This window comes from Calditerricola yamamurae, from assembly GCF_054654135.1.
Window position 1 is genome coordinate 1,044,126 of record NZ_BAAIFH010000006.1, and the last position, 21,087, is coordinate 1,065,212.

Below are 21,087 nucleotides of genomic sequence, written 5' to 3' on the forward strand. Positions count from 1 at the left end.
AGGGAAGCCGGGCATGTCCATGTTCGCACCGATCCCCCACGCGCACGATTCCCGGACGCCCGCGCCTGCTTCGGGCCCCACGCCGACCAGGGCGTCCGGGCCCTGGCGGGACGCGGCGTCGCGCCTGTTGCGCAGCAAGACGGCCTGCGCAGGGCTCGCCATCCTCGCCTTGCTGCTGACGGCGGCGCTCTTTGCCGACGTTCTCGCCCCGTACGACCCGGTGCACGACGCCGACCTGTACAATCGCCTGCAGCCGCCCTCGGCCGAGCACTGGCTGGGCACCGACGCCCAAGGCCGTGACATCTTCAGCCGCATCCTGCACGGCGCGCGCATTTCCCTGGAAATTGGTCTTGTATCGGTGGGCATCTCCCTGATCCTCGGCACGCTGCTCGGCGCGGTTTCGGGCTATTTCGGCGGAACCGTTGACCTCGTCATCATGCGCCTCATCGACATCCTGCTCGCGTTTCCGAGCATTCTCCTGGCCATTGCCATCGTGGCCATCCTCGGGCCGGACCTGATCAACGCCATGATCGCCATCGGCATCGTCGGCATCCCGCAGTTCGCGCGCATCGTCCGCTCCTCGGTGCTCGCCGTGAAGGAGATGGAATTCGTCGACGCGGCACGGGCCATCGGCGCCTCCGACGCGCGCATTCTCTTCCGGCACATCCTGCCCAACTGCCTCGCGCCCATCCTCGTACAGACCACCCTCAGCATCGGCACGGCCATCCTCGACGCCGCCGGCCTCAGCTTCCTCGGCCTCGGCGCCCAGCCGCCCCAGCCGGAATGGGGGTTGATGCTGAAGGAAGGCCAGTCGGCCTTCCAGACGGCGGTGTGGGTGGTGACCTTCCCGGGGCTGGCCATCCTGCTCACGGTGCTGGGGTTCAACCTGCTCGGCGACGGCTTGCGCGACGCCCTGGACCCGCGGTTGAAGCGATAGAAAACCCCGCGAACAATGAAAACGTTAAAAAAAGATGAACATTTTTGTCCTATTTGCTAGACTAGAGGATGAACCGATCCTCTGGTTTTCTTTTTTCGAGGACAGTCCCGAACGCGCGCGGTCCGGACGAGACCTCACGGGGAGGACCGGCTATGTCCAACCGTTGTCAACGCCCCTGGATCGTGTCGGCCCTGCTGGTTGTGCTGGCTCTGGCATGGGCGTACCGAGAGGCGATCGCCACCGTCCCGGCGCGGGAATGGACACTCCCCCACCTGCCGGTTCCCGTCGCCCGCGAACCGGCCCTGATCACGTCGGCCGGCCAGGGCGTCGAAGTGCATGCCCTTGCGCACCTGGCTGACACGCTGCACATTGACGGGGACGTCCGCCCCCACGCCGAAGCACGGGACGTCTCCCCTTACCGCAGCGTGCTCCTGGCGGTCGGCTACAGCCCTGCCGGCCTCGCCGCCGCAGGGAGGAACTGGGAAGCGGAAGTGCGGCGCGCGCAGGAGATCGCCCGGTTCGCCCACCGCAGCGGCGTGCCGCTCATCCTCGTCTTTTTCGGCGGCCCCCGGCGCGCCGATGCGCGCAGCACCGCTTTGCTTGACCTGCTGCTTCCCTATGCCCGTTACGTCATTGCCCGCGCCGACGGGGATCAGGACCGGCGCATCGCCTCCCTGGCCCGCCGCCACGATGTGCCGTACACGCGCGTACGCACGTTCGAGGCGGCGAAAATCCCGCTCAACTCCGTATACCGCTAGGAGGCGGCCCGAATGGTCTCCGCCCTTCGTCCGCGGCAGCCCGCACGGCTGGCATCCGGCGTGGCGCTGCTTTTCCTTGCCGCCACCGCTCCGTCCTGGAGCACGCCGCTGTCGGCCTCCATCGCGCACGCCATCGCCCTGGCCATCCGGGATGCCGACAGCGGAACCCTCGCGCTCGCCGCCTTTGGGCGCGCCGGCCTTTACACGCTGATGGACGGATTCGCCGTTGTGGGGGCGTGGCTTGCCACCGCGGGTTCCTTCTCCTCCCTGCGAAGGCAAGGCGCATTCGTCGCCCTAGCCCTTGCCGTCCTGCTTGCGCGGGACACCCTCGCTGCCGGCGGCATTCCCGGCTCGCCTGTCCCGCACCTGATGACCGTGGCCACCATCACCGCGCTATTGGCCCACGTCCCTGAACGGCAGCGCACGGTGTGGCCTACCGTCGGCATCGTCGGGCATGTGTTGTTTGCCGGACAATGGCTGAACGCCGTTTCCTTTTTGGTGCCCTTCGGATTCGGGCGCGATGATCTGGCCGTCAACCTGCATCTTGCCGCCGAATTTCTCGGGGCCGAGCCGCTTCTGGCCATCCTGGCCGTTGCGCTGGTCGTGCCCCTTCTGGCCTCCGCCGTCCTGTACGTGCAGCTGGCCGTCGGCTACGCCGCGCAGCTCAAGGCGGCAGAAACGATTCAGAGGCAAGCCCGCGCGCTGCACGAGACCAAGCTGCAGCTCCTGGAAAACCGGGTGTACCAGGAGCTGCACACCCTTGTCCACGACCTGAAAACGCCCCTCGTGACGGTGGAGGGGCTGGCTTCGCTTCTGGCCCTCGCCTCCCCATGCGGGCGCACGCGCGCCTATGCCCGGCGCATCGAGGAAGCGGTGCAGACGCTGACCACCATGATCAACGAGATCCTGCGCGAGGACGTGCGCGTCGACACACGGCCGCACGAACTGGTCGACCTGGTGCGCGCCCACTGGCTGCCCCCACGGGACCATATCCGCCTCGAGGTGGAGGTCCCACCGGATCTGCCACCGGTTCGCGTCAACCGCATTCGCATGGCCCGCGTGCTGATGAACCTCCTTGAAAACGCCATGAGCGCCATCGGCGACCGGCCGGGGCACATCGCCATCCGCGCAGAGGCTGCCGACGGGGTCGTCCTCCTGCGCATCGAGGACGACGGGCCCGGCATCCCGCCCCACCTGCTGCACGAGATCGACAAACCGGGCTTCAGCACCAAGCAGGCCACGGGACTGGGCCTTCCCTTTGTGAAGAAAATGGTCGAGGCCCACGGCGGTACGGTAACCCTGACGAGTACACCGGGCCGCGGAACCACCGTGTGCATCACGCTGCCCTGTGCCCCGGACACCGGGGCACCGGCGAAGCGGACAACCCCTTCATGAGAAGGGAGGAAACCACCCTTGCGCCACAGACCCGCCTCCGTCCTCGTCATCGACGACCACGAAAGCATCCGCTTCACCCTATCCGAGATCCTCACCTTCGCCGGCTGGCAGGTCGAAACGGCGGCAACCGGGCGGGACGGGTTGGAACGGTTCCGCGCCCGCCGCCATGACCTCGTCATCGTCGATTACCACATGCCCGACGGCGACGGGCTCACCACCGTGCGCCGCCTGCGCGCCCTCGATCCGGACGTCCCCATCCTTGTGCTCACCGTTGAGGAAAAGGCCGATGTGGCGGCCCGATTTCTCGATGCGGGGGCTACCGACTTTGCCGTCAAGCCGGTCAAGGCACCGGACCTGATCTCACGCGTCCGCCTCCACCTCAAGATGCGCGCCCTGGTGGAAGCGCAACGCCACCGTCGTGCCGAACCCGGCGGGGAAAAGGGCATTTGCCCCTCCACGCTGGAGCGGATCCTCGCCTTCCTGCGCGAGCAGGCCCGCCCCGTCACCTTGGCCGAGATCACCCAGGGCACCGCCTTGGCCTATCCCACGGTGCACCGTTACGTCCAGTACCTCGAAGCAACGGGACGCGTGGCCACCGAACACGACTACGGCAAGGTGGGCCGGCCGCGCAAGCGGTACCGCATCCTGTCCTAAGAAAAGAGACGGCCCGACGGCCCCGATTCCGTACGTCCCCTCGCGGCCGCCGGACCGGCATGCGCCCGTCCGCCACACAACCCGCTGCGCCCCTTTGCTCAAAAGGGCGCCCGGTTGAGCCATTGCCCGCCGTCAACGGTCAGGCACGCGCCGTTGATGTACGCCGCTGCCGGCGACAGGAGGAAGAGCACCGCATCCGCCACCTCCTCGGGGCGCCCCAATCGTCCCAGCGGCACGCTCTCGACCGTCTTCCGCAACGCCTCCTCGTCAGGCAACAGCCGCTCGGCGCCGCCCGTGTCGGCAATGGGGCCGGGCGCCACCGCGTTGACGCGGATGCCGTACTTGCCGCCCCACTCCACCGCCAGCGTGCGCGTCATGGCCAGCACGCCCGCCTTGGCACAGGCGGAGTGAATCACCCCCGGCCCCGCTGTCCACGAATAGGTGGTGACAATGTTGACAATGGCGCCGGGCTGCCCCGCGGCAATCCATTCCTTGCCCACCGCTTGGGTGCAGTACCAGGTGCCATTCAGCACGATGTTGATGACGGCGTTCCATCCGTTCACCGACAGGTTTTCGGCCGGGCAGAGGAAATTCCCCGCCGCGTTGTTGATGAGCGCGTCGATGCGCCCAAAGGCCTCCTTGGCCGCCGTTACCATCTGCTGCACCCGCTCCGGGTCGCGCACGTCCATCGGCACGGTCAACACCTGGCCGGGTGTGCGCTCGATCTCCGTCCTGGCCGCGTCCAACCGCTCTGCGTTGCGCCCGGTAATCACCACGTAAGCCCCGGCCTCCGCCAGTTTCCTGGCGATAGCCTTGCCAATCCCGCTGCTTCCCCCCGTCACGATGGCAACGCGTTCACGCACACGGCTCCCCCCCCATCGACTCCTCCGCATCCCGGTTCCCAGCGCCTTTCCCTACCGAACACACGCCACGGCCACCGCCAGCACCGCCACTTCCGTCGCTACGGCAATCGCCCCGTACACGTCCCCGGTCAGTCCCCCGAGGCGCGCGGCGGCACAGCGGGCCAAACCGCGATAGGTCCCCCATGCCGCTGCCGGAGCCAGGAGGGCAAAGGCGGCCCAGGAGGCGAGCGCGGCACCGGAGCGGGTGAGCGGACACGCCAGCACAGCCAGCGCCACGGCCCACGCGAGGAGGGCCCATCCCGTGGCCACGGCCAGCGTCCGCGCCGTGACCGACCGGCCCAGCTGTCCGGCCACGCTGCCGCCTTCCCGCGCATAGGGCCACTGGCCCATCGCCCACACCACCGCCCAGCGGCTCAACGCCGGCGCACCCACCAACACCCCCGCGCGCACGGGCTCCGGGAGGGCGGTCAGGAGCACCCACTGGGCCAGGAGCGCAAAGCTGCCGGTCAGGGCCCCCATCGCCCCAACCCGGCTGTCGCGCATGATGGCGAGCATCTCCTCGCGCGGCCGGTTGCTCAGGAGGCCGTCGGCGGTGTCCATCAGGCCGTCGTGATGCAGCGCGCCGGTGACCAGGAGCATGCTGCCGACGACCAGCAGGCTGGAAACGGCCGGCGTCCCAAACAACACGCGCCCGACGGCGTCGACAAGGGCATAGCTTAAGCCCAGCACAAGCCCGACGAGCGGAAAGTAGCCGACGGCGGCGTGAAAGGCGGCCGGATCATACGCCACGCCTCGCGGGACGGGGAGACGCGTCAAAAACTGAACGGCCAGCCAAAACCGCTGCCCCTTCACGGCAATCCTCCTGACGTTTCCCCTGTCTTTTCCTTCCCTTTGCTTATTTCGCGCTCCGACCCTCCCCTCCTCCTGCCGCCGATCCCGCTCGATGCCGGCCCTGTCCCTACGAAAAAACGGCTGCTGCCCGATCCCGAGGGATCGCGCGGCAACAGCCGTGTACCGCCGGAACAGGTTGGGCGTGGCCCCTCCCCGCCCCGCGACGCGCATCACACTTCCTGCAACGCCTTGCGCAGTTCCTGGGTGAGGCGCGGCACCACTTCGAAGAGATCGCCAACGATCCCGTAATCGGCCACCTGGAAGATGGGCGCTTCGGGGTCCTTGTTGATGGCCACGATCACCTTGGAGTTGCTCATCCCGGCCAGGTGCTGGATGGCTCCGGAAATCCCGCAGGCGATGTACAGGTCGGGCGTCACCACTTTTCCCGTCTGCCCGATCTGCAGGGCGTAGTCGCAGTAGCCGGCGTCGCACGCCCCGCGGGAGGCGCCTACCGCCCCCCCGAGCACCTCGGCCAGCTCGTACAGCGGCTTGAACCCTTCGGCGCTCTTCACGCCGCGGCCGCCGGAGACAATGATCTTGGCCTCCGACAAATCGACGCCCTGGGCCGTCTTCCGCACGACCTCCTTGACCTCCGTGCGCACGTTCTCAATCACCACACCGAGCGTCTCCACATCCGCCTGTCGCGACGCGTCTACCTCCAGCGGCGGAATGTTGTTCGGGCGGATCGTGGCAAAGACGAGACCCGAGAGGACCTTCTTCTTCTGGAACGCCTTCCCCGCGTAGATCGGCCGGGTAAAGATCACCTCGCCGTTCTCCACCGCCACATCCGTGCAGTCGGAAATGAGCCCCACGTCGAGGCGCGCCGCCACGCGCGGAGCCAGGTCCCTCCCCAGAGCCGTGTGACCGAGGAGCACGGCGTCGGGTTTCACCGCTTCGATCACCTGGATGAGGGCCTGGGCGTAGGCATCGGTGGTGTACGCATCGAGGGCGGCATGTTCGACGCGAACCACCCGGTCCGCCCCGCGCTGGGCCAGGGCCTCTACATACGCACCGGCCTTCGTGCCAAAGACGGCGGCCACCACCGGCCCCCCCTCGGCAATGCGCCTTGCCGCGGCTACGCATTCGTAGGAGACGTTGCGCAGTTTGCCGTCGCGAACTTCGCTCAACACCAGGACCGTACGGCTCATCCCATCCATCCTCCTTCTTCCACTGCGCGTTTAGATGACCTTGGCCTCTGTGCGCAACAGGTGAACGAGTTCCTTCACTTGATCGGCCAATTCGCCTTGCAGGATACGCCCGCCCTGTTTCTTCGGCGGCAGGTACTGCTCCACGACGGCCGTCTTCGGCGCAAGCTGCGCGGGATCCAGCCCGAGATCAGCCAGCGTAAGCCGCTCAAGGGGCTTCTTCTTCGCCTTCATGATCCCCGGCAAGGACGGGTAGCGCGGCTCGTTGAGCCCCTGCTGGCAGGTGACGAGAACGGGCAGCGTCGTCTCGACGACCTCGATGTCCCCCTCCACGTCGCGCTCGGCGCGGACGCGGCCATTGTCGATCTCCAGTTTGACGATGGTGGTCAGCTGCGGGATGTCCAGGAGCTCGGCCACCCGTGCCCCCACCTGGGCCGAACCGTCGTCGACGGCCATGTTGCCGCACAGGATGATGTCAAAACCGGTCCGTTTGGCCACGGCGGCCAGCACCTTGCTGATCGTCACCTCGTCGCCGCCGTAGAGGGCCGGGTCGTTCACCAGAACGGCCTTATCGGCGCCCATGGCCAGCGCCGTGCGCAGGGCGCTTTCCGCCCGATCCGGCCCGATGCTCACCACGGTCACCTCACCGCCGAAGCGGTCGCGCAGCCGGATCGCCTCCTCAACGGCGTACTCGTCATAGGGATTGATGACGAACTCCACGCCGTCTTCCTTGATCTTCCCGTTTTCGATGACCACCTTCTCTTCCGTGTCGAAGGTTTGCTTGAGGCAGACGAGGATCTTCATCGGCCTTTCCTCCTTTGGTTGCATGATCGCCTTCCCGGGAACCTCTCAGCGGTCGCGGAAGCGTGGCGGGCGCTTCTCCAGGAACGCCTGCACGCCCTCACGGCTGTCCTCGGTGGCGAAGGCCCGACCAAAGAGGCGCGCCTCCCGGTCAAGGCCCTCGGTCAAGGGCGCTTCCACCCCCTGCAGGGCCTCGAGGGCCAGGGCCGTCGTCACGGCACTCTTGGCCGCAATCCGCTCGGCCAGCGCCAGCGCATCGGCCATCAGGCGCTCCAGGGGCACCACGCGGTTGACGAGGCCAAGACGGAGCGCTTCTTCGGCGGGGATCATCTCCCCGGTCAAGATCAGCTCCGTCGCCTTGCCCCGCCCGATGAGGCGCGGCAGGCGCTGCGTGCCGCCGAAACCGGGGATGAGGCCGAGGTTGATCTCCGGCAGGCCCAGCTTGGCCGCGTCGGCCGCGATGCGGATGTGGCAGGCCATGGCCAGTTCCAGGCCGCCGCCGAGGGCCGCCCCGTTTATAGCGGCGATGACGGGCTTGGGAAACGCCTCGATGCGGTCCATAAGCCGTTGGCCGGCGCGAGCCATCGCCTCCCCTTCTTCCGGCGTCTTGCCGACAAACTCCTTGATGTCGGCCCCGGCCGCAAAAAAGCGTCCCGCTCCGGTCAGCACCACCACCTTGACCGCCGCATCGGCTTCCAGCTCCTCCAACACGCGCCCCAGCTCCGCAATGGCCACCGAGTCAAGCGTGTTGGCCGGCGGATGGTCGAGGGTGACGACGGCCACCCGCCCTTCCCGCGCTACCGAAAAACGCGTCAGGGTCACGCTGTCTCCTCCTCCTGTGGTTCTTTTCGCAACGCGGACAGCAGCAGGCGATGAATCGGATCGACCTGCGCCAGAAGGTCGAACTTTCCCTTTTTCATCACCCACGACGTCGCCGCTTCGTCAAGAGTGCCGAAGATCATCATGCGAATCGTGCGCACGTCGACATCGCGCCGAAAAACGCCTTCGGCCATGCCCTCGCGGATTACCTCTTCAATCAGCCGGTAATACTGCTTCAAGGTCTCGCGAATGCCTTCGCGCACCACGGGATTGGACTGCCGGAGCTCGATTTGGGTCACGACGGCCATGTCCCGGTTTTGGGCCAAGTGGGAGAGGTGCATGAAAATCAGCTCCCGCAGCTTCCCCTCCACCGTTGACACCTGTTCCAAGCGCTCGCGCGTCGCGCGGATGAACTCCCCCATCTTTTCGCGAAACACCGAGACGAGCACATCGTCTTTGTTGCGAAAATACAGGTAAATCGTTCCGTCCGCCACGTTGGCTTCACGGGCGATTTTGGCCACCTGCGAGTTGTGATAGCCGTATTTGGCAATCACGCGCACGGCGGCGTCAATGATCGTTTGGTACTTGTCGCCCGTCCGCTTCGCCACGCCGCGTCTCCTCCCGCAAGTCCAGAAATGAATGAGCATTCAGTCGATTTTATTGTACGAAAAATCGAGCACTTTTGTCAAGGGAAAGTTGCGGGATGACCCGAGCAGTGGCATGTCGCGGCGACGAACATCCCGCTGCGCTTCCTGCTCACCGGCGGGATCTTCTCCCTCATTACCTGCCTGCAGGGGCCGTTCCAATCGCTGATGGGCCCCAGCTCAACGTCGCCCAGGCCCTCGGCGGTGCACGGATGATCCCCGGTCAGTTCGTCTTCGCCTACAACGTCGCGCACTCACTGGCCCCCACGCGGCCCCACAGGGCGGCGGACATCCACGAAGAGGCAATCTTGCCCTGACGTTCCCCTTACCCCTCGCACGATTTCACCGCCGCCATTTCCTTCTGCTTGCGCCGCTCTTCCTCTTGCAAGACGCGGCGCAACACCTTTCCAACGGCCGACTTGGGCAGTTCCCGCCGGAACTCGTAGATGCGCGGCACCTTGTACGCCGCAAGCCGTTGGCGGCAGAAGGCGTCCATCTCCTGTTCGGTGGTGCGCGCGCCATCCTTGAGCACCACGAAGGCTTTCACCGTCTCGCCGCGGTACGGGTCGGGCACGCCGATCACGGCCGCCTCGCGCACCGCCGGGTGTTCGTACAGCACTTCCTCCACTTCGCGCGGGTAGATGTTGTACCCGCCGGCGATAATCATGTCCTTCTTGCGGTCGACGATGTAGAAATACCCGTCCTCGTCCATGTACCCGAGGTCGCCGGTGAGGAGCCACCCGTCCCGCAACACCGCCGCCGTCTGTTCCGGCTGGTTCCAGTACCCCTTCATCACCTGCGGACCGCGCACGGCCACTTCGCCGATCTCCCCCGGGGGAAGGGGTTCGCCCGTGTTCGGGTCGACAATGCGGCAGTCCGTATCCGGCCACGGCAGGCCGATGCTGCCGGTCACGCGCCGGCCATCAATCGGGTTGGCGTGGGTGACCGGCGATGTCTCGGTCAACCCGTACCCCTCCACCAGTCGTCCACCTGTAAGCGCTTCAAATTTTTGCTGCACGTCAACCGGCAGCGGCGCCGAGCCGCTGAGGCACGCCTTGATGGACGAGAGGTCGTAACGCGTGATGCCGGGATGGTTGATGAGGGCCACATAGATGGTCGGCGCGCCGGGAAACATGGTTGGCCGCTCTTTTTCGATCCGCGTCAGCACCTCGTTGACGTCAAACTTCGGCACGAGGACCATCTTGGACGCTGTGCGCACGGCAAAATTCATCACCACGGTCATGCCGTAGACATGGAAAAAGGGCAGCACGCCGAGAATCACTTCCTGGCCGTACGACACATCCCCCATCCAGGCGACACATTGCTCGGTATTGGCCACCAGGTTGCGGTGGGTAAGCATGGCGCCCTTGGGGGTACCCGTCGTTCCTCCGGTGTACTGCAACAGGGCCAAGTCGTCGCGCGGATCAATGGCCACCGGCTCGGGATCGGGCGAGAAGGTGCGGAGAAGGTCGGCGAGAGTCCACACGCCATCGGCGCCTCTGGGGACGCGTACCCATTGCCCTTTGCGCCGCTGCACCAAGGGGTAGAGCACGTTTTTGGGAAACGGCAGGTAATCTTTCAGGCTCACCGTGATGATGCGCGTCAGGGGTGTCTTCGCCCGCACGTTCCACACGCGCGGGAAGAGCTGATCCAGCACGAGGATCGTTTCCGCGCCGGAATCGAGCAACTGGTGTTCCAATTCCCGTTCCGTGTACAGCGGATTGGTCGGTACCACCACAGCCCCAGCCAAGAGCGCCCCGTAGTAGCCGATGACGCTGGCCGGGCAATTGGGCAGCATGATGGCCACGCGATCACCCTTTTGCACCCCGAGAGCCTGCAGGGCGCGCGCCAACCGCTTGGCCTGGTCGGCCACCTCCCCATACGTCAAACGCTTCCCGAAAAAGCTGATCGACGGCCGGTCCGGCACCCGTGCTGCCGCGTCCAGCAGATAGTGAAAAAGCGGCACATCGGGATACGACAGCGTCGGTGGCACACCCTTCGGATAGTAGCGCAACCACGGTCTGTCCATCCCCCATCCCCCCGTCTCGTCGATCTGCCGGATCATTTCGTTGCGGCAATTGCCCGCACCCGAGGTGTTAGTGGTGGTATATGCGCAACGGCAACGGCACATGCCGAAACTGAATGAACATTCACTATTTAATATTATAACATGTCCGACTTTCGTATTAAATACGAATTTCACGTCATTTCTGTCGGAGAAATGGGGGCCGGCAGAATCCGGCGCGCCCATCGGGACGGCTCCCGGCCTCGCCGCACCCGCTGCCGGGAATGGGCCGGCGGCTTGGGCGTTAGGGTACCCCCTTCCGCTCACTCCGTTTCCCTTGTTGCGCAGCCTCGTTGAGAACGGCCCGCAGCTGGGCGGCCGCCGCTTGCCGCTCCCGTTCCGGCACAAAGGTGTACCACACGCGCCGGCCGCGGGATCCGCGCACGAGTCGGTCCTCGCCGCGCAGGGTCTCCAAGATGAGGAAATCGTCGGACACGCCGCCAGCAAACGCGCCCGCGAGGCGCAACACCTGGGCTTTCGACAGGTCAGTACGGACGTGGTCGCCGAGAATGTCCAGCACGGCAAACAGGTGGAGCCACGTGCGCAGGTCATTGGTCTTGTCGGCCAACGCGCGCAGCACTTCCTGCTGGCGGCGCATGCGCTCGACATCGCTGTCACTGGGGCCAATGTCGCTCAAGCGATAGCGCGCGTACCCCAGGGCCTGGGCCCCGTTGAGCACCTGCCTGCCGGGATACAGGTCAATTGTCGTTCCGTCGGCGGGATCGCGATACTTCATACGCTTGGCAACGTTGACCTCAATGCCGCCGAGCTCGTCTACCAGGCGGGTAAAACCGGCAAAATCGAGGACGACGTAATGGTGAATCGGCAGGGCCAGCAGCCGCTCCAGGGTCGCCTTCATCAATGCCGGGCCCCCATAAGCCATGGCGTGGTTCAGCTTGTCGGGCCCTCGCCCCGGGATGTACACGTACGTGTCTCGCGGAATGGAAACGAAACAGACGCGCTTCGTGCGGGGATTGACAGCCGCCACCATCACGGTGTCCGCGCGCGCGCGCCGTTCCCCACGCGAATCGATGCCGAGCACAGCCACCGTAAACGGGTCGCCCGGTGCCTTCGCTACGGCGGCGCCGGCCGGTGTCGGCGACGCAGCCGGCACCCGGGGAACCTCCGCGACGTGCGGCAGCGGCCCGTTCCACCGCGTCCACATCCGTTCGTACTGCCACGCGGCATAGGTGCCGATGCCGAACAGGGCCATCCCCAGGCATCCCAAAAGTGCCCATACCCACCGCCGCGCCAGCGATCGACCCGTTCCGCGCATTCGGGTCGCCTCCTTGTCCCTTTGGCAAAACATGCGATACAATTACCCTTGTTATCGAGGATTTTCATCTACCAGTATGTCCACGGTCGTCACGCCGCCGCGGGGCATGGGCCATCCAACTTTTTCCGGTTCGCCAGGCATATGCCATGCGCGCGGGAAACGGCCAAAGGAGGCGGGTGCCCTTGCACGTCGTCCTATCCGGTTATTACGGGTACAACAACGCGGGGGACGAAGCGATCTTGCACGCCATCGTCTCCTCCTTGCGCCAGCTTGACCCCACCATCGTCATTACCGTGCTGTCTGCCCAGCCGGCAGCCACGGCACGCCTGTATCACGTGAACGCTGTGCACCGGATGGACCCGCTCTCCGTGCTCCGCGCGCTGAAAAGCGCCGACGCCTTGGTGAGCGGCGGCGGAAGCTTGCTCCAAGACGCCAGCGGCCTGCGTTCCATTCCCTATTACGCCGGAATTATCGCCTTGGCCGAATGGTGTCAGAAACCGGTGTTCATCTATGCCCAGGGAATCGGCCCGATCCGCCAGCAGCGGTTCTACCCCCTGATTCGCTCCACGTTTCGCCGGGCCACGTACATCTCCGTCCGTGACGAAGGCTCGGCTCGCCTGCTGGCCGAACTCGGCATCGCCCGCGAACGCATTGAGCTGGTCGCCGACCCGGTGTTAACCTTGAAGCCGGCTCCCCACGAGGAAATCGATGCCATTGTTACGTCGCTCAACCTGACCACTCCCTTTGTCGCCGTCAGCGTGCGCCACTGGCGAAACAGCCGCTTTCTTGCCGAGATTGCCGTTGCATTAGACCAGCTGGCTGCCAGCGGATACACCATCGCGCTCTTGCCCCTGCACCCGCCAAACGACGTGCGGGCCTGCCTGACCGTGCAAAACCTGATGCGCCGTCGCGAACACACCGTGCTGCTTGCCGACCCGTTGACCCCGCCCCAATGGTTGGGCGTCATTGGCCGGGCAGCCCTCGTCATCGGGGTGCGCCTCCACGCGCTGGTCTTCGCCGCCGCGCAGCACGTTCCCATGGTGGGCATCTCGTACGACCCGAAAATCGACCATTTTTTACGTCAATTGGGCGATGCGCCCGTCGGAACCACCGAAACCGTGTCCGCCGCGACACTGGTCGATGCCGCCTTGCGCAAGCTTGAAGCGAGCGAAGCGGAACGGAAACGGCTGGCAGCCCTCGTCGATCCCCTGCGCGAGCTGGCCTTGCGCCCGGCGCGGGCCATCGTGGATCATTTCCGCCTCGCCCGCCAAACGCAATGACCGGAAACGTCCTGGGTGGCCTTCGGTCCCGCTTGTCAGGTGTAGAAAACACGCGCGGGAACAAAAAAGCCGCACGGGTTACCGTCCCGTGACGGCTTTTTGTTGTTTGGCCAACCCCGGGCGCGACGCCACCAGGCCGTCGAGGACCGCCGCCAGCTCGCGTGCCCGAACCGTCCACGGCACAAGGGCGCCCGTCCCCGCGGCGCGGCGGCGCGGCACCGCAATCACCCCACGCTTCCACAAGCGATATGCGCGGTAAAAGGCAAGGCGAAAGGCGGCGATGTCGTCCGGCGCGACCCATTGGGCCGCCACACCCACGCGGGCCAATTCCGCCGCCTCCTCTGGGCCGGCCACCGCCAGCACCGGGCGGCCGGCTGCGGCGTAATCGACCACATGGTCGGGCAGGAGCCTCCCGCTCTGTCCCCCTCCCACGTATAAGAGCAGGTTGGCTTCGCGCATGGCCGCCAGGACGGCGTCCCTGCCCGCCGCATCCTGGATGGTCAACCACGTCCGGCGCGCGCCCTGCGCCCAGCGCACGGCATCGGCCAAGCGCGCATCGCCTCCTTCCGCAACCAGGCGTACCACCCACTGTTCGCGGCGGCGTACAGCCTCACGGTGCATGGCCTCCATCGCACTCAGCACCGGCATTAGGCCGCGCGGCGGGTCGTCCAATCCGTACCCGCCCACGTGGACGGTGACAAACTCCGTTTTCCTCCCGCCCGGCGACGCCCCCCGCCATTCGCTCGGCTCGAATCCCGGCGGGATCACCGCCAGCTCCGGCGGATCAATGAGCGGTTGCAGTGCGGCGGCCAAGGCCGGCGACGGCACGGTGAGCGCGTCGGCGCCGCGCAAGACCGTCCGAAACAGGGCGCGCCGCATGCGGATGCTTCGCTCGTGTTCCGCGGCGTCCCACACCCAGTCCGGAAGGGCGGCGACGTCGGCGACCCACGGCAAGACCGCGGCCCGCTTCAGGCGCCATGCGGCGGCGTGGGCCCACCACGCGCTTCCCATCGACAGGATCGCCTGCACGCCAAAGCGTCTTGCCACGCGCGCGGCCACTCGCACCACACCAAGCATCCAGCGAAGGCCTTGGGCAGACGGTCCCGTTCGGCCAATGAGCGGCGGATCCACCACGCGCACCACCGCGGCGAGACGCCGCGCCGTGGGCTCGTCGACAACCACGGCGTCCCCTTCCGGATGGATCACAACCGGATCCCAACCCCATTCGGCCATGTTTGCCGTCAGCCGGGCCGCGCGCAGCGCGCCGGCACTGCCCGTTGCTCCCAATCGCTCGACCAGGACAAGCACCCGTCGCCTCATTTTCGCCCTCCGGTCTACGCGAAATACGCCCAGTACAGGGCTCCCCCCAGCAAGAACAACGTCGCGACAATCAGCAGCCATTTGGATAGCCGGTCCAGAAACATGGGCTGTCTCCCTTCCCCGTTGTCGCCTCGGATCCCCAAGCTTGCCGTGCGCGCCGAGTGAGGCGCAGCCGTCCACACCGTTGCCGGCACGTTATCCCAGTTCCACCACCGTCACGCCCGATCCCCCTTCGCCGGGACCGCCCAGGCGAAAGGCGCGCACGTGCTTGTGCCGTTTGAGAAACTCCTGCACGCCGCTGCGCAGCGCACCCGTCCCCTTGCCGTGAATAACGGTAACCCGGTTGAGCCCCGCCATCAGGGCGCGGTCGAGGTATTGGTCCAGCTCCACCAGCGCTTCCTCTACGGTGTGCCCGCGCAGGTCGAGCTCGGGTGACACCCCGCCGCCAGCACCCTTCACGGTTGCAACCGGCACCCATTCTTCCTGCCGTTCTTCCTCCAGGAACTCAAGGTCGCTTTCCTTCACCTTCACCTTCATCAGCCCGACGGAAACCAGCCACTCCCGATCCCCGGCCTTCTCGAGCACCGTACCCTTCTGACCAAGGGTCAGCACGCGGACGGCATCGCCTTCACGCACGGGGCGCGGATTGGCCCTCCGCGCCGGGCGCGGATATGCCTCCCGCTCAAAGCGCACGCGCGCGCGATCCAATTGGTTGCGCAGGGCGATGAGGCGGTGTTCACGGATAGACGCCTGCTCCGCTTTGGCCTGCTCGCGCAGCTCCGCCAGAATGGCCTCCGCCTCCCGTCGCGCTTTTTCCACCGCCTGGGCCGCTTCCCGTTCCGCCTTTTCCAGCAGGCGGTTCTTCTCCTGGGCAAACCGTTCCCGTTCCCGCGCCAACTCGTCGCGCAGGCGTTCCACTTCCCTCCGCAGCCGCTCGGCTTCCTGCCGCTCGGCCTCGGCCCGCTTGCGGTTTTCCTCCAGCGAGGCGATCATTGCCTCGACGCGCTGTTCGTCCTCGCTCAACCGGCTGCGCGCCGCTTCTACAATTTCCTCGGGAAGCCCCAGCCGCCGGGCAATGGCTATCGCGTTGCTACGCCCGGGCACGCCAATGAGCAGACGGTAGGTGGGGCGCAGCGTTTCCGCATCGAACTCCACGCTGGCGTTCATCACGCCGGGGCGGTTGTAGGCGTACGCCTTCAGTTCGCTGTAGTGGGTAGTGGCTACCGTGCGCACGCCACGGCGATGCAGATCGTCGAGGATCGCCGTAGCGAGGGCCGCCCCTTCCGTGGGATCCGTACCGGCGCCCAGCTCGTCGAGGAGCACGAGGCTGTTTTCGTCCACCTGGCGGAGAATGCGAATGATGTGGGTCATGTGTGAGGAGAAGGTACTCAGGCTCTGCTCGATGCTCTGTTCGTCACCAATGTCGGCGTACACGCCGGAAAAGACCGCCACGTCGCTGTCCGCCTCGGCGGGGATGTGTAGCCCGGCCTGGGCCATGAGGGTGAGGAGGCCAATCGTCTTGAGCGTCACCGTCTTCCCACCGGTATTGGGACCGGTGATGACGAGAGAGGTGAACGACCGTCCCAACTCCACGTCAATGGGAACCACCCGATCCTTGGGGATGAGCGGATGCCGGGCGCGGCGAAGCACCAGGTATCCCTTCGTGTTGAGGGCCGGCTTGCCGGCATCCTGCTCCCGGGCCAGCAGCGCCTTGGCAAAGGTAAAGTCGAGCTGGCCGAGGGTTTCGGCGTTGGCGAGCAGCCCGTCGCCGGCCGCAGCCACCTGCGCCGACAGGTGCGCCAAGATGCGTTCGATCTCCCGCTCTTCGCGGCGCTGCGCCTCCCGCAGCCGGTTGCCCAGGGCGACAACGGCTTGGGGCTCGATAAACAGCGTGGCGCCGGAAGCCGACTGGTCGTGGACAATGCCGCCGAACGCGTGGCGGTACTCCTGTTTTACCGGCAGCACGTACCGCCCGTTGCGCACCGTGATCAGCGGTTCTTGCAACCGTTTCTGCGTGGCCGGATTGCGAATGAAGCCCTCCAACGTCTCGCGGATGCGGCTTTCCAACGCGCGGATCTCCGCGCGAATAGCCCGCAGAGCGGGGCTGGCCGTATCGAGCACCTCACCGTGCTCGCCGATGGCCCCGGCAATGGTCTGTTCCAACTCCGAAAAGCCGATCAGCCGTTCAGCCATCGCCCGTAGCCGCGAGCCGGTGCCGTCTTCGGTGGCCTTGAGGAGAAACGCCTTCAGGCGCCGCCCTGCTTTCAGCGTCTGGGCGATGGCAGCCAGCTCGTCGGGCTGCAGTGTGCCACCCTTTTGCGCCCGAATGACCCAGGGACGGATGTCGTGAACCCCATCCAGGGGCACGGCCTCGTGTCGGCGCAACAGGCGAACCGCTTCCGCCGTCTCTTCCTGCCACACCCGCACGACGGCCGGATCTGTCGAGGGACGCAGCGCCTCCGCCTTTTCCCGCCCGAGCGGGGACGCCGTCTTTTCGGCGAGTGCGGCGAGAATTTTGGGGAGTTCCAGGATCTCCAATACGCGTTCGTCGATCATCGCATCCTCCTGTGCCCATCTGCGAACCGTCCATTGTTTCTTCCAACCATTATAACCCGTGACACGCCGAATGTCTGGATGGCAAAAACCGAGCCGAAATCCATTTCCCCAAACAGGTATAAAACGGTGTCAGAGCGGGAAACGTTAAAGCTGAACAACCTCGAAGGAGGACACTGGCAATGCGCTGGTTAGGATTGGTGGTTCGCTTTCTCGTTTCCGCGATTGTGTTGATGATTGTCGGCTACCTGGTGCCGGGCTTTTCGGTGTTCGGGTTTGGCAACGCCATCTTGGCCGCGCTCGCCATCGCCGTCATCGGCTGGGTAATCGAGCGCCTTTTCGGGGACACCATCTCGCCCTACGGCCGCGGTATCGTCGGCTTCTTGGTGAGCGCCATCGTCATCTACGCAACCCAGTATCTGGTCCCTGGCGTGCGGGTGACCATTCTCGGGGCTCTTCTGGCCGCCTTGGTCATCGGGATCATCGACCTGTTCATCCCCACGCCGTTCCGCTTTACCCGTAGCGCCCGGCAAAACGGCAACGGAACCAACTCGTAACCGGAAATCCGAACACACGACCCGTCAAAAAGCCGCCCTGGAACCAGGGCGGCTTGCCGTGTTGGCGCTTTTTCTAGAAGAAATCGTCGTTACAGAAAAACGCCAGGATCAGGATCACAATGAGAATGGAGAAAAATCCTCCGCCAAAAAATCCGAACCCGCAGCGATGTCGGGACACGGTTTCACCCCCTTCTCCGCGCATCGGGGACCCCTACCTTCACTCTATGCTTGCCTTGTTTTCCTTGAAATCGTCAAAGACCTAGCGCCCCCGGTCCTGGTATTTCCCGTCCCCTCACACCACCGTACGTACCGTTCGGTCTACGGCGGTTCACAAGGCGTGACGAAACTGAGCGTACACGTCTGCGAAACGGAAAAGGCCCCCTTCTCGCCAGTACGCGAGACCGGTGGCCTTCTTTCCTTTGTGGAGAACGAGCTCGACGACAGCGGATGCGCGGCCGGACGCACACAAAAGCGCCGAAACGTCAATCGTTTCGGCGCAGGTATGCCAGAAGGGCATCCAGCGGACGGGTGTTGAGGATGTCCTGCTTCTCCAGCCACCCCCGTCGCGCCGTGCCGATGCCAACGCGCATGTTGTCCAGTTCTGCCACGCTATGGGCGTCGCTATTCACGGCGATCGGCACACCGAGCGCCTTGGCACGGCGAAGATGTTCCGGTTTTAAGTCCAACCGGTTGGGGTTGCTGTTGAGCTCCAGGGCCGTCCCGGTTTCCCGAGCCGCTTCGAACACAGCATCCAGGTTGAGCGGATACGGGTCGCGTCGGGCGATGAGCCGCCCCGTCGGGTGGGCGATGATGTCCACGTGGTTGTTCTCGATGGCCCCGATGATCCGCTTGGTCAAGGTGTCCTCGTCTTGACGAAAGCGCTGGTGGATCGACCCGATCACCACGTCCAGCTCTTTCAACACGTCATCGGGATAATCCAACCGCCCGTCGGGAAGGATGTCCATCTCTACGCCGGTGAGAACGGCGAAGTCATCCCACCGCTTGTTCAGGTCGGCGATGGCCTCACGTTGCGCGGCCAACTCCTTGGGTGACAGCCCGCCGGCGATTTTGAGCGACTGGGAATGGTCGGTGACAGCAATGTACGCATATCCGCGCCGGCGCGCCGCCTCGGCCATCTCCTCCAGGGTGTTTCCGCCGTCGCTCCAGGTGGTGTGCAGGTGCAGGTCCCCCCGCACATCGGCTTCTTCCACCAAGTGCGGGAGCCACCCCGCTTCAGCCGCCTCGATCTCCTCTTCCCCTTCGCGCAACTCCGGCGGGATATAGGGCAGATCGAGCGCCGCATACAGCGCCTCTTCCGTCGCAAAGGCAGTCAGGCGCCCGCTTTCCGTCGCTTCCGCACCGTATTCGCTCAGCTTCAGCCCCCGCGCTTTGGCCCGCTGCCGCAGCCGGACATGGTGCTCCGCCGATCCGGTAAAGTGGTGCAGCGCGCTGGCAAAGGACTCCGGTGGCACGAGGCGGAAATCCACCGTCACGGGCCACATCAGGTCCAGCTCAACGGACACCTTGGTCGGCCCTTTGGCGATCACCCGCGCCACCCCCGGCATCGCCGCCAGGGCATCAGCCGCCTCGTCCGGCAAAGCGGTGGCCACCACAAAATCAAGGTCCTTTACCGTCTCCTTCCAACGTCGCAGGCTCCCGGCGCGGGAAAATCGCACAATTGCCTCCTGGCGAGCCAGATACTGCTCGATGGCAGCCGCCACGGGCAACACATACGCCAGCGGCAGCCGCTCGGGCCGCTGGCCAGCCGCACGGAGCGCCCGGCGCAGGTTTTGTTCCGTCTTGGCCCCAAAACCGGGTAGGGAGCGTACGCGCTGCTCGTCCAGCGCCTTTTCGAGATCGGCCAACGACGCGACACCCAGTTCCCGGTAGAGAACGCCCACTTTCTTCGGCCCCAGCCCGGGGATACGCAGGAGGGCAAGCAAGCCGGAGGGGATTTTCGCCTCCAGCTCCTCGAGGAGCGCCGAACGGCCCGTGGTCACCAGCTCCTCCACCACGGCGGCCACGCCCTTGCCCACACCCGGGAGCACGGTCACGTCCGGAAGCTCGGCCACCGGCTGGCGACAGGTTTCAATGGCCTGGGCCGCACGACGGTAGGCGTTGGCGCGAAACGGGTTGTCGCCCTCGATGTCGAGGAGATCGGCAATCCGCCGAAGCACGGCGGCAAGGCGGCGATTGTCCACATTCGGTTCCCCCTTGTGTGCGGGCTTGCGGACGCCGTCCACGGATGTGGCGTCCTCCGTTACGCCGGGCTCGCCGGCCCCCCGGGCACGGGGAACCGCCCGTCAAGCAGCCACCGCGTGAGGTCGGCCGTCCAGGTGAAGACCTGCTGGGCGCAGGCGGATTCGGCCAGCATTGACACCACGGCGGGATGGGGCACGAGACGTAACAGGTTGAGGACGAGGAGCACCGCCAGCGCGTACTCGGCCGTCGCGAACAGGGCACCGCCCACGCGGTTGACCGCGTGCAAGACCGGCAGGGTGCAGAGCCCCTCAAGGACGCGCGCAGCAAGCTGGATGACGAGGCGAACCGCCAACACGATCCCCACAAACGCCAGGACAAGGGCCAGCATCCGACCGAGCGCGGAGGAACCGTCCATGACCAGTTGCCCTTGCCCCAATGCCGGAAAACGGTCCGCCAGCACGCCGGCCACATCGGATGCGTAGCGGCGGGCCACCAGCAGCCCCGCCACCAAGCCGACAAGGTTCGCGGCCTGCCGCACCAACCCACGGCGATACCCCACAACCGCGCTCAAAAGGCCGAAGCCCAACACCACGAGGTCCAGCGTCTGCCCGCTCATTCGCGCGGAACCGACCCCACCGGCGCACGTTCCTGCGCCAGCAGGCGTTCGTACGCCTCCTTTAGTTTGAAGTACTCACCGGCAATGTTGAGCGCGGCCAAAATGGCGAGCCTCGTCACGTCCAAACGCGGGTTGGCCGCGGCGATCTGGCGCATCGTGTCGTCAACGTGGCCGGCAACCATGCGCAAAAAGGCGACCGGCTCCTTCCCTACCACCGTGTAATGCTGGCCGAAAATCTCGACGTTCAGCTTGTTTTTCCCCGATTCCTGCACCGGGTTAGGGCCTCCTTTGTCGCGCCATGGGATGGTTAC

Annotated in this window: 20 protein-coding genes; 7 read left to right on the forward strand and 13 right to left on the reverse strand. The window is 65.6% G+C overall.

Annotated elements, in window-relative coordinates; genetic code table 11:
• Nucleotides 1–13 precede the first annotated feature (13 nt).
• The 4 genes from nikC (at nt 14) to ACYQ0Z_RS11470 (ending at nt 3,744) form a co-directional block, all read left to right on the forward strand.
• Nucleotides 14–937, forward strand: a complete 924-nt coding sequence (gene nikC, locus ACYQ0Z_RS11455; RefSeq protein WP_459868266.1) for a nickel transporter permease — start codon at nt 14–16, stop codon at nt 935–937.
• 152 nt (nt 938–1,089) lie between these two features.
• Nucleotides 1,090–1,695: a DUF6305 family protein gene (locus ACYQ0Z_RS11460; RefSeq protein ID WP_459868269.1), complete on the forward strand. Its 606-nt coding sequence runs from the start codon at nt 1,090–1,092 to the stop codon at nt 1,693–1,695.
• Nucleotides 1,696–1,707: 12 nt separating this feature from the next.
• Nucleotides 1,708–3,090 (forward strand): sensor histidine kinase, encoded by a 1,383-nt coding sequence (locus ACYQ0Z_RS11465; protein WP_459868272.1) that lies wholly within the window; start codon nt 1,708–1,710, stop codon nt 3,088–3,090.
• Nucleotides 3,091–3,108: 18 nt separating this feature from the next.
• Nucleotides 3,109–3,744, forward strand: coding sequence for a response regulator transcription factor (locus tag ACYQ0Z_RS11470; RefSeq protein ID WP_459868275.1), 636 nt, complete (start codon nt 3,109–3,111; stop codon nt 3,742–3,744).
• Nucleotides 3,745–3,842: 98 nt separating this feature from the next.
• On the opposite strand, the gene fadH is transcribed toward ACYQ0Z_RS11470, so the two are convergent.
• The 6 genes from fadH to fadR form a co-directional block, all read right to left on the reverse strand.
• Nucleotides 3,843–4,607, reverse strand: coding sequence for a 2,4-dienoyl-CoA reductase (gene fadH, locus ACYQ0Z_RS11475; RefSeq protein ID WP_459868278.1), 765 nt, complete (start codon nt 4,605–4,607; stop codon nt 3,843–3,845).
• Nucleotides 4,608–4,658: 51 nt separating this feature from the next.
• A complete protein-coding gene (locus ACYQ0Z_RS11480; protein WP_459868281.1) occupies nt 4,659–5,459 on the reverse strand; it encodes an adenosylcobinamide-GDP ribazoletransferase in 801 nt (266 codons plus the stop codon).
• A gap of 209 nt (nt 5,460–5,668) precedes the next feature.
• A complete protein-coding gene (locus ACYQ0Z_RS11485) occupies nt 5,669–6,646 on the reverse strand; it encodes an electron transfer flavoprotein subunit alpha/FixB family protein (protein WP_459868284.1) in 978 nt (325 codons plus the stop codon).
• 30 nt (nt 6,647–6,676) lie between these two features.
• On the reverse strand, nt 6,677–7,447 hold the full coding sequence (locus ACYQ0Z_RS11490; RefSeq protein ID WP_459868287.1) for an electron transfer flavoprotein subunit beta/FixA family protein: 771 nt from the start codon (nt 7,445–7,447) through the stop codon (nt 6,677–6,679).
• 45 nt (nt 7,448–7,492) lie between these two features.
• Nucleotides 7,493–8,260 (reverse strand): enoyl-CoA hydratase, encoded by a 768-nt coding sequence (locus ACYQ0Z_RS11495; protein WP_459868939.1) that lies wholly within the window; start codon nt 8,258–8,260, stop codon nt 7,493–7,495.
• A gap of 2 nt (nt 8,261–8,262) precedes the next feature.
• The gene (fadR, locus tag ACYQ0Z_RS11500; protein WP_459868290.1) at nt 8,263–8,871 is read right to left on the reverse strand and encodes a fatty acid metabolism transcriptional regulator FadR; all 609 of its coding nucleotides are present in this window, start codon (nt 8,869–8,871) and stop codon (nt 8,263–8,265) included.
• Nucleotides 8,872–8,978: 107 nt separating this feature from the next.
• On the opposite strand from fadR, the gene ACYQ0Z_RS11505 reads away from it, so the two are divergent.
• On the forward strand, nt 8,979–9,224 hold the full coding sequence (locus ACYQ0Z_RS11505; RefSeq protein WP_459868293.1) for a hypothetical protein: 246 nt from the start codon (nt 8,979–8,981) through the stop codon (nt 9,222–9,224).
• Between the two features lie 8 nt (nt 9,225–9,232).
• Here ACYQ0Z_RS11505 and ACYQ0Z_RS11510 read toward each other — a convergent pair whose 3' ends face one another.
• Nucleotides 9,233–10,936, reverse strand: coding sequence for a long-chain-fatty-acid--CoA ligase (locus ACYQ0Z_RS11510; protein ID WP_459868297.1), 1,704 nt, complete (start codon nt 10,934–10,936; stop codon nt 9,233–9,235).
• 280 nt (nt 10,937–11,216) lie between these two features.
• Nucleotides 11,217–12,248: an LCP family protein gene (locus ACYQ0Z_RS11515; protein WP_459868300.1), complete on the reverse strand. Its 1,032-nt coding sequence runs from the start codon at nt 12,246–12,248 to the stop codon at nt 11,217–11,219.
• Nucleotides 12,249–12,430: 182 nt separating this feature from the next.
• Between ACYQ0Z_RS11515 and csaB the strand changes: the two genes are divergently transcribed.
• The gene (gene csaB / locus ACYQ0Z_RS11520) at nt 12,431–13,528 is read left to right on the forward strand and encodes a polysaccharide pyruvyl transferase CsaB (protein WP_459868303.1); all 1,098 of its coding nucleotides are present in this window, start codon (nt 12,431–12,433) and stop codon (nt 13,526–13,528) included.
• Nucleotides 13,529–13,606: 78 nt separating this feature from the next.
• Here csaB and ACYQ0Z_RS11525 read toward each other — a convergent pair whose 3' ends face one another.
• Nucleotides 13,607–14,848, reverse strand: coding sequence for a glycosyltransferase (locus ACYQ0Z_RS11525; protein ID WP_459868306.1), 1,242 nt, complete (start codon nt 14,846–14,848; stop codon nt 13,607–13,609).
• Between the two features lie 195 nt (nt 14,849–15,043).
• Nucleotides 15,044–17,401: an endonuclease MutS2 gene (locus ACYQ0Z_RS11530; RefSeq protein ID WP_459868942.1), complete on the reverse strand. Its 2,358-nt coding sequence runs from the start codon at nt 17,399–17,401 to the stop codon at nt 15,044–15,046.
• A gap of 182 nt (nt 17,402–17,583) precedes the next feature.
• On the opposite strand from ACYQ0Z_RS11530, the gene ACYQ0Z_RS11535 reads away from it, so the two are divergent.
• Nucleotides 17,584–17,958, forward strand: a complete 375-nt coding sequence (locus tag ACYQ0Z_RS11535) for a phage holin family protein (protein ID WP_459868309.1) — start codon at nt 17,584–17,586, stop codon at nt 17,956–17,958.
• 482 nt (nt 17,959–18,440) lie between these two features.
• Here ACYQ0Z_RS11535 and polX read toward each other — a convergent pair whose 3' ends face one another.
• Genes polX through zapA form a run of 3 tightly spaced genes read right to left on the reverse strand, consistent with a single transcriptional unit; the run spans nt 18,441 to nt 21,048 of the window.
• Nucleotides 18,441–20,159, reverse strand: coding sequence for a DNA polymerase/3'-5' exonuclease PolX (gene polX, locus ACYQ0Z_RS11540; protein ID WP_459868312.1), 1,719 nt, complete (start codon nt 20,157–20,159; stop codon nt 18,441–18,443).
• A gap of 59 nt (nt 20,160–20,218) precedes the next feature.
• Nucleotides 20,219–20,776, reverse strand: coding sequence for a CvpA family protein (locus ACYQ0Z_RS11545; RefSeq protein WP_459868315.1), 558 nt, complete (start codon nt 20,774–20,776; stop codon nt 20,219–20,221).
• Nucleotides 20,773–21,048 (reverse strand): cell division protein ZapA, encoded by a 276-nt coding sequence (gene zapA / locus ACYQ0Z_RS11550; RefSeq protein ID WP_459868318.1) that lies wholly within the window; start codon nt 21,046–21,048, stop codon nt 20,773–20,775. The genes ACYQ0Z_RS11545 and zapA overlap by 4 nt, the downstream gene beginning before the upstream one ends.
• Nucleotides 21,049–21,087: the final 39 nt, after the last annotated feature.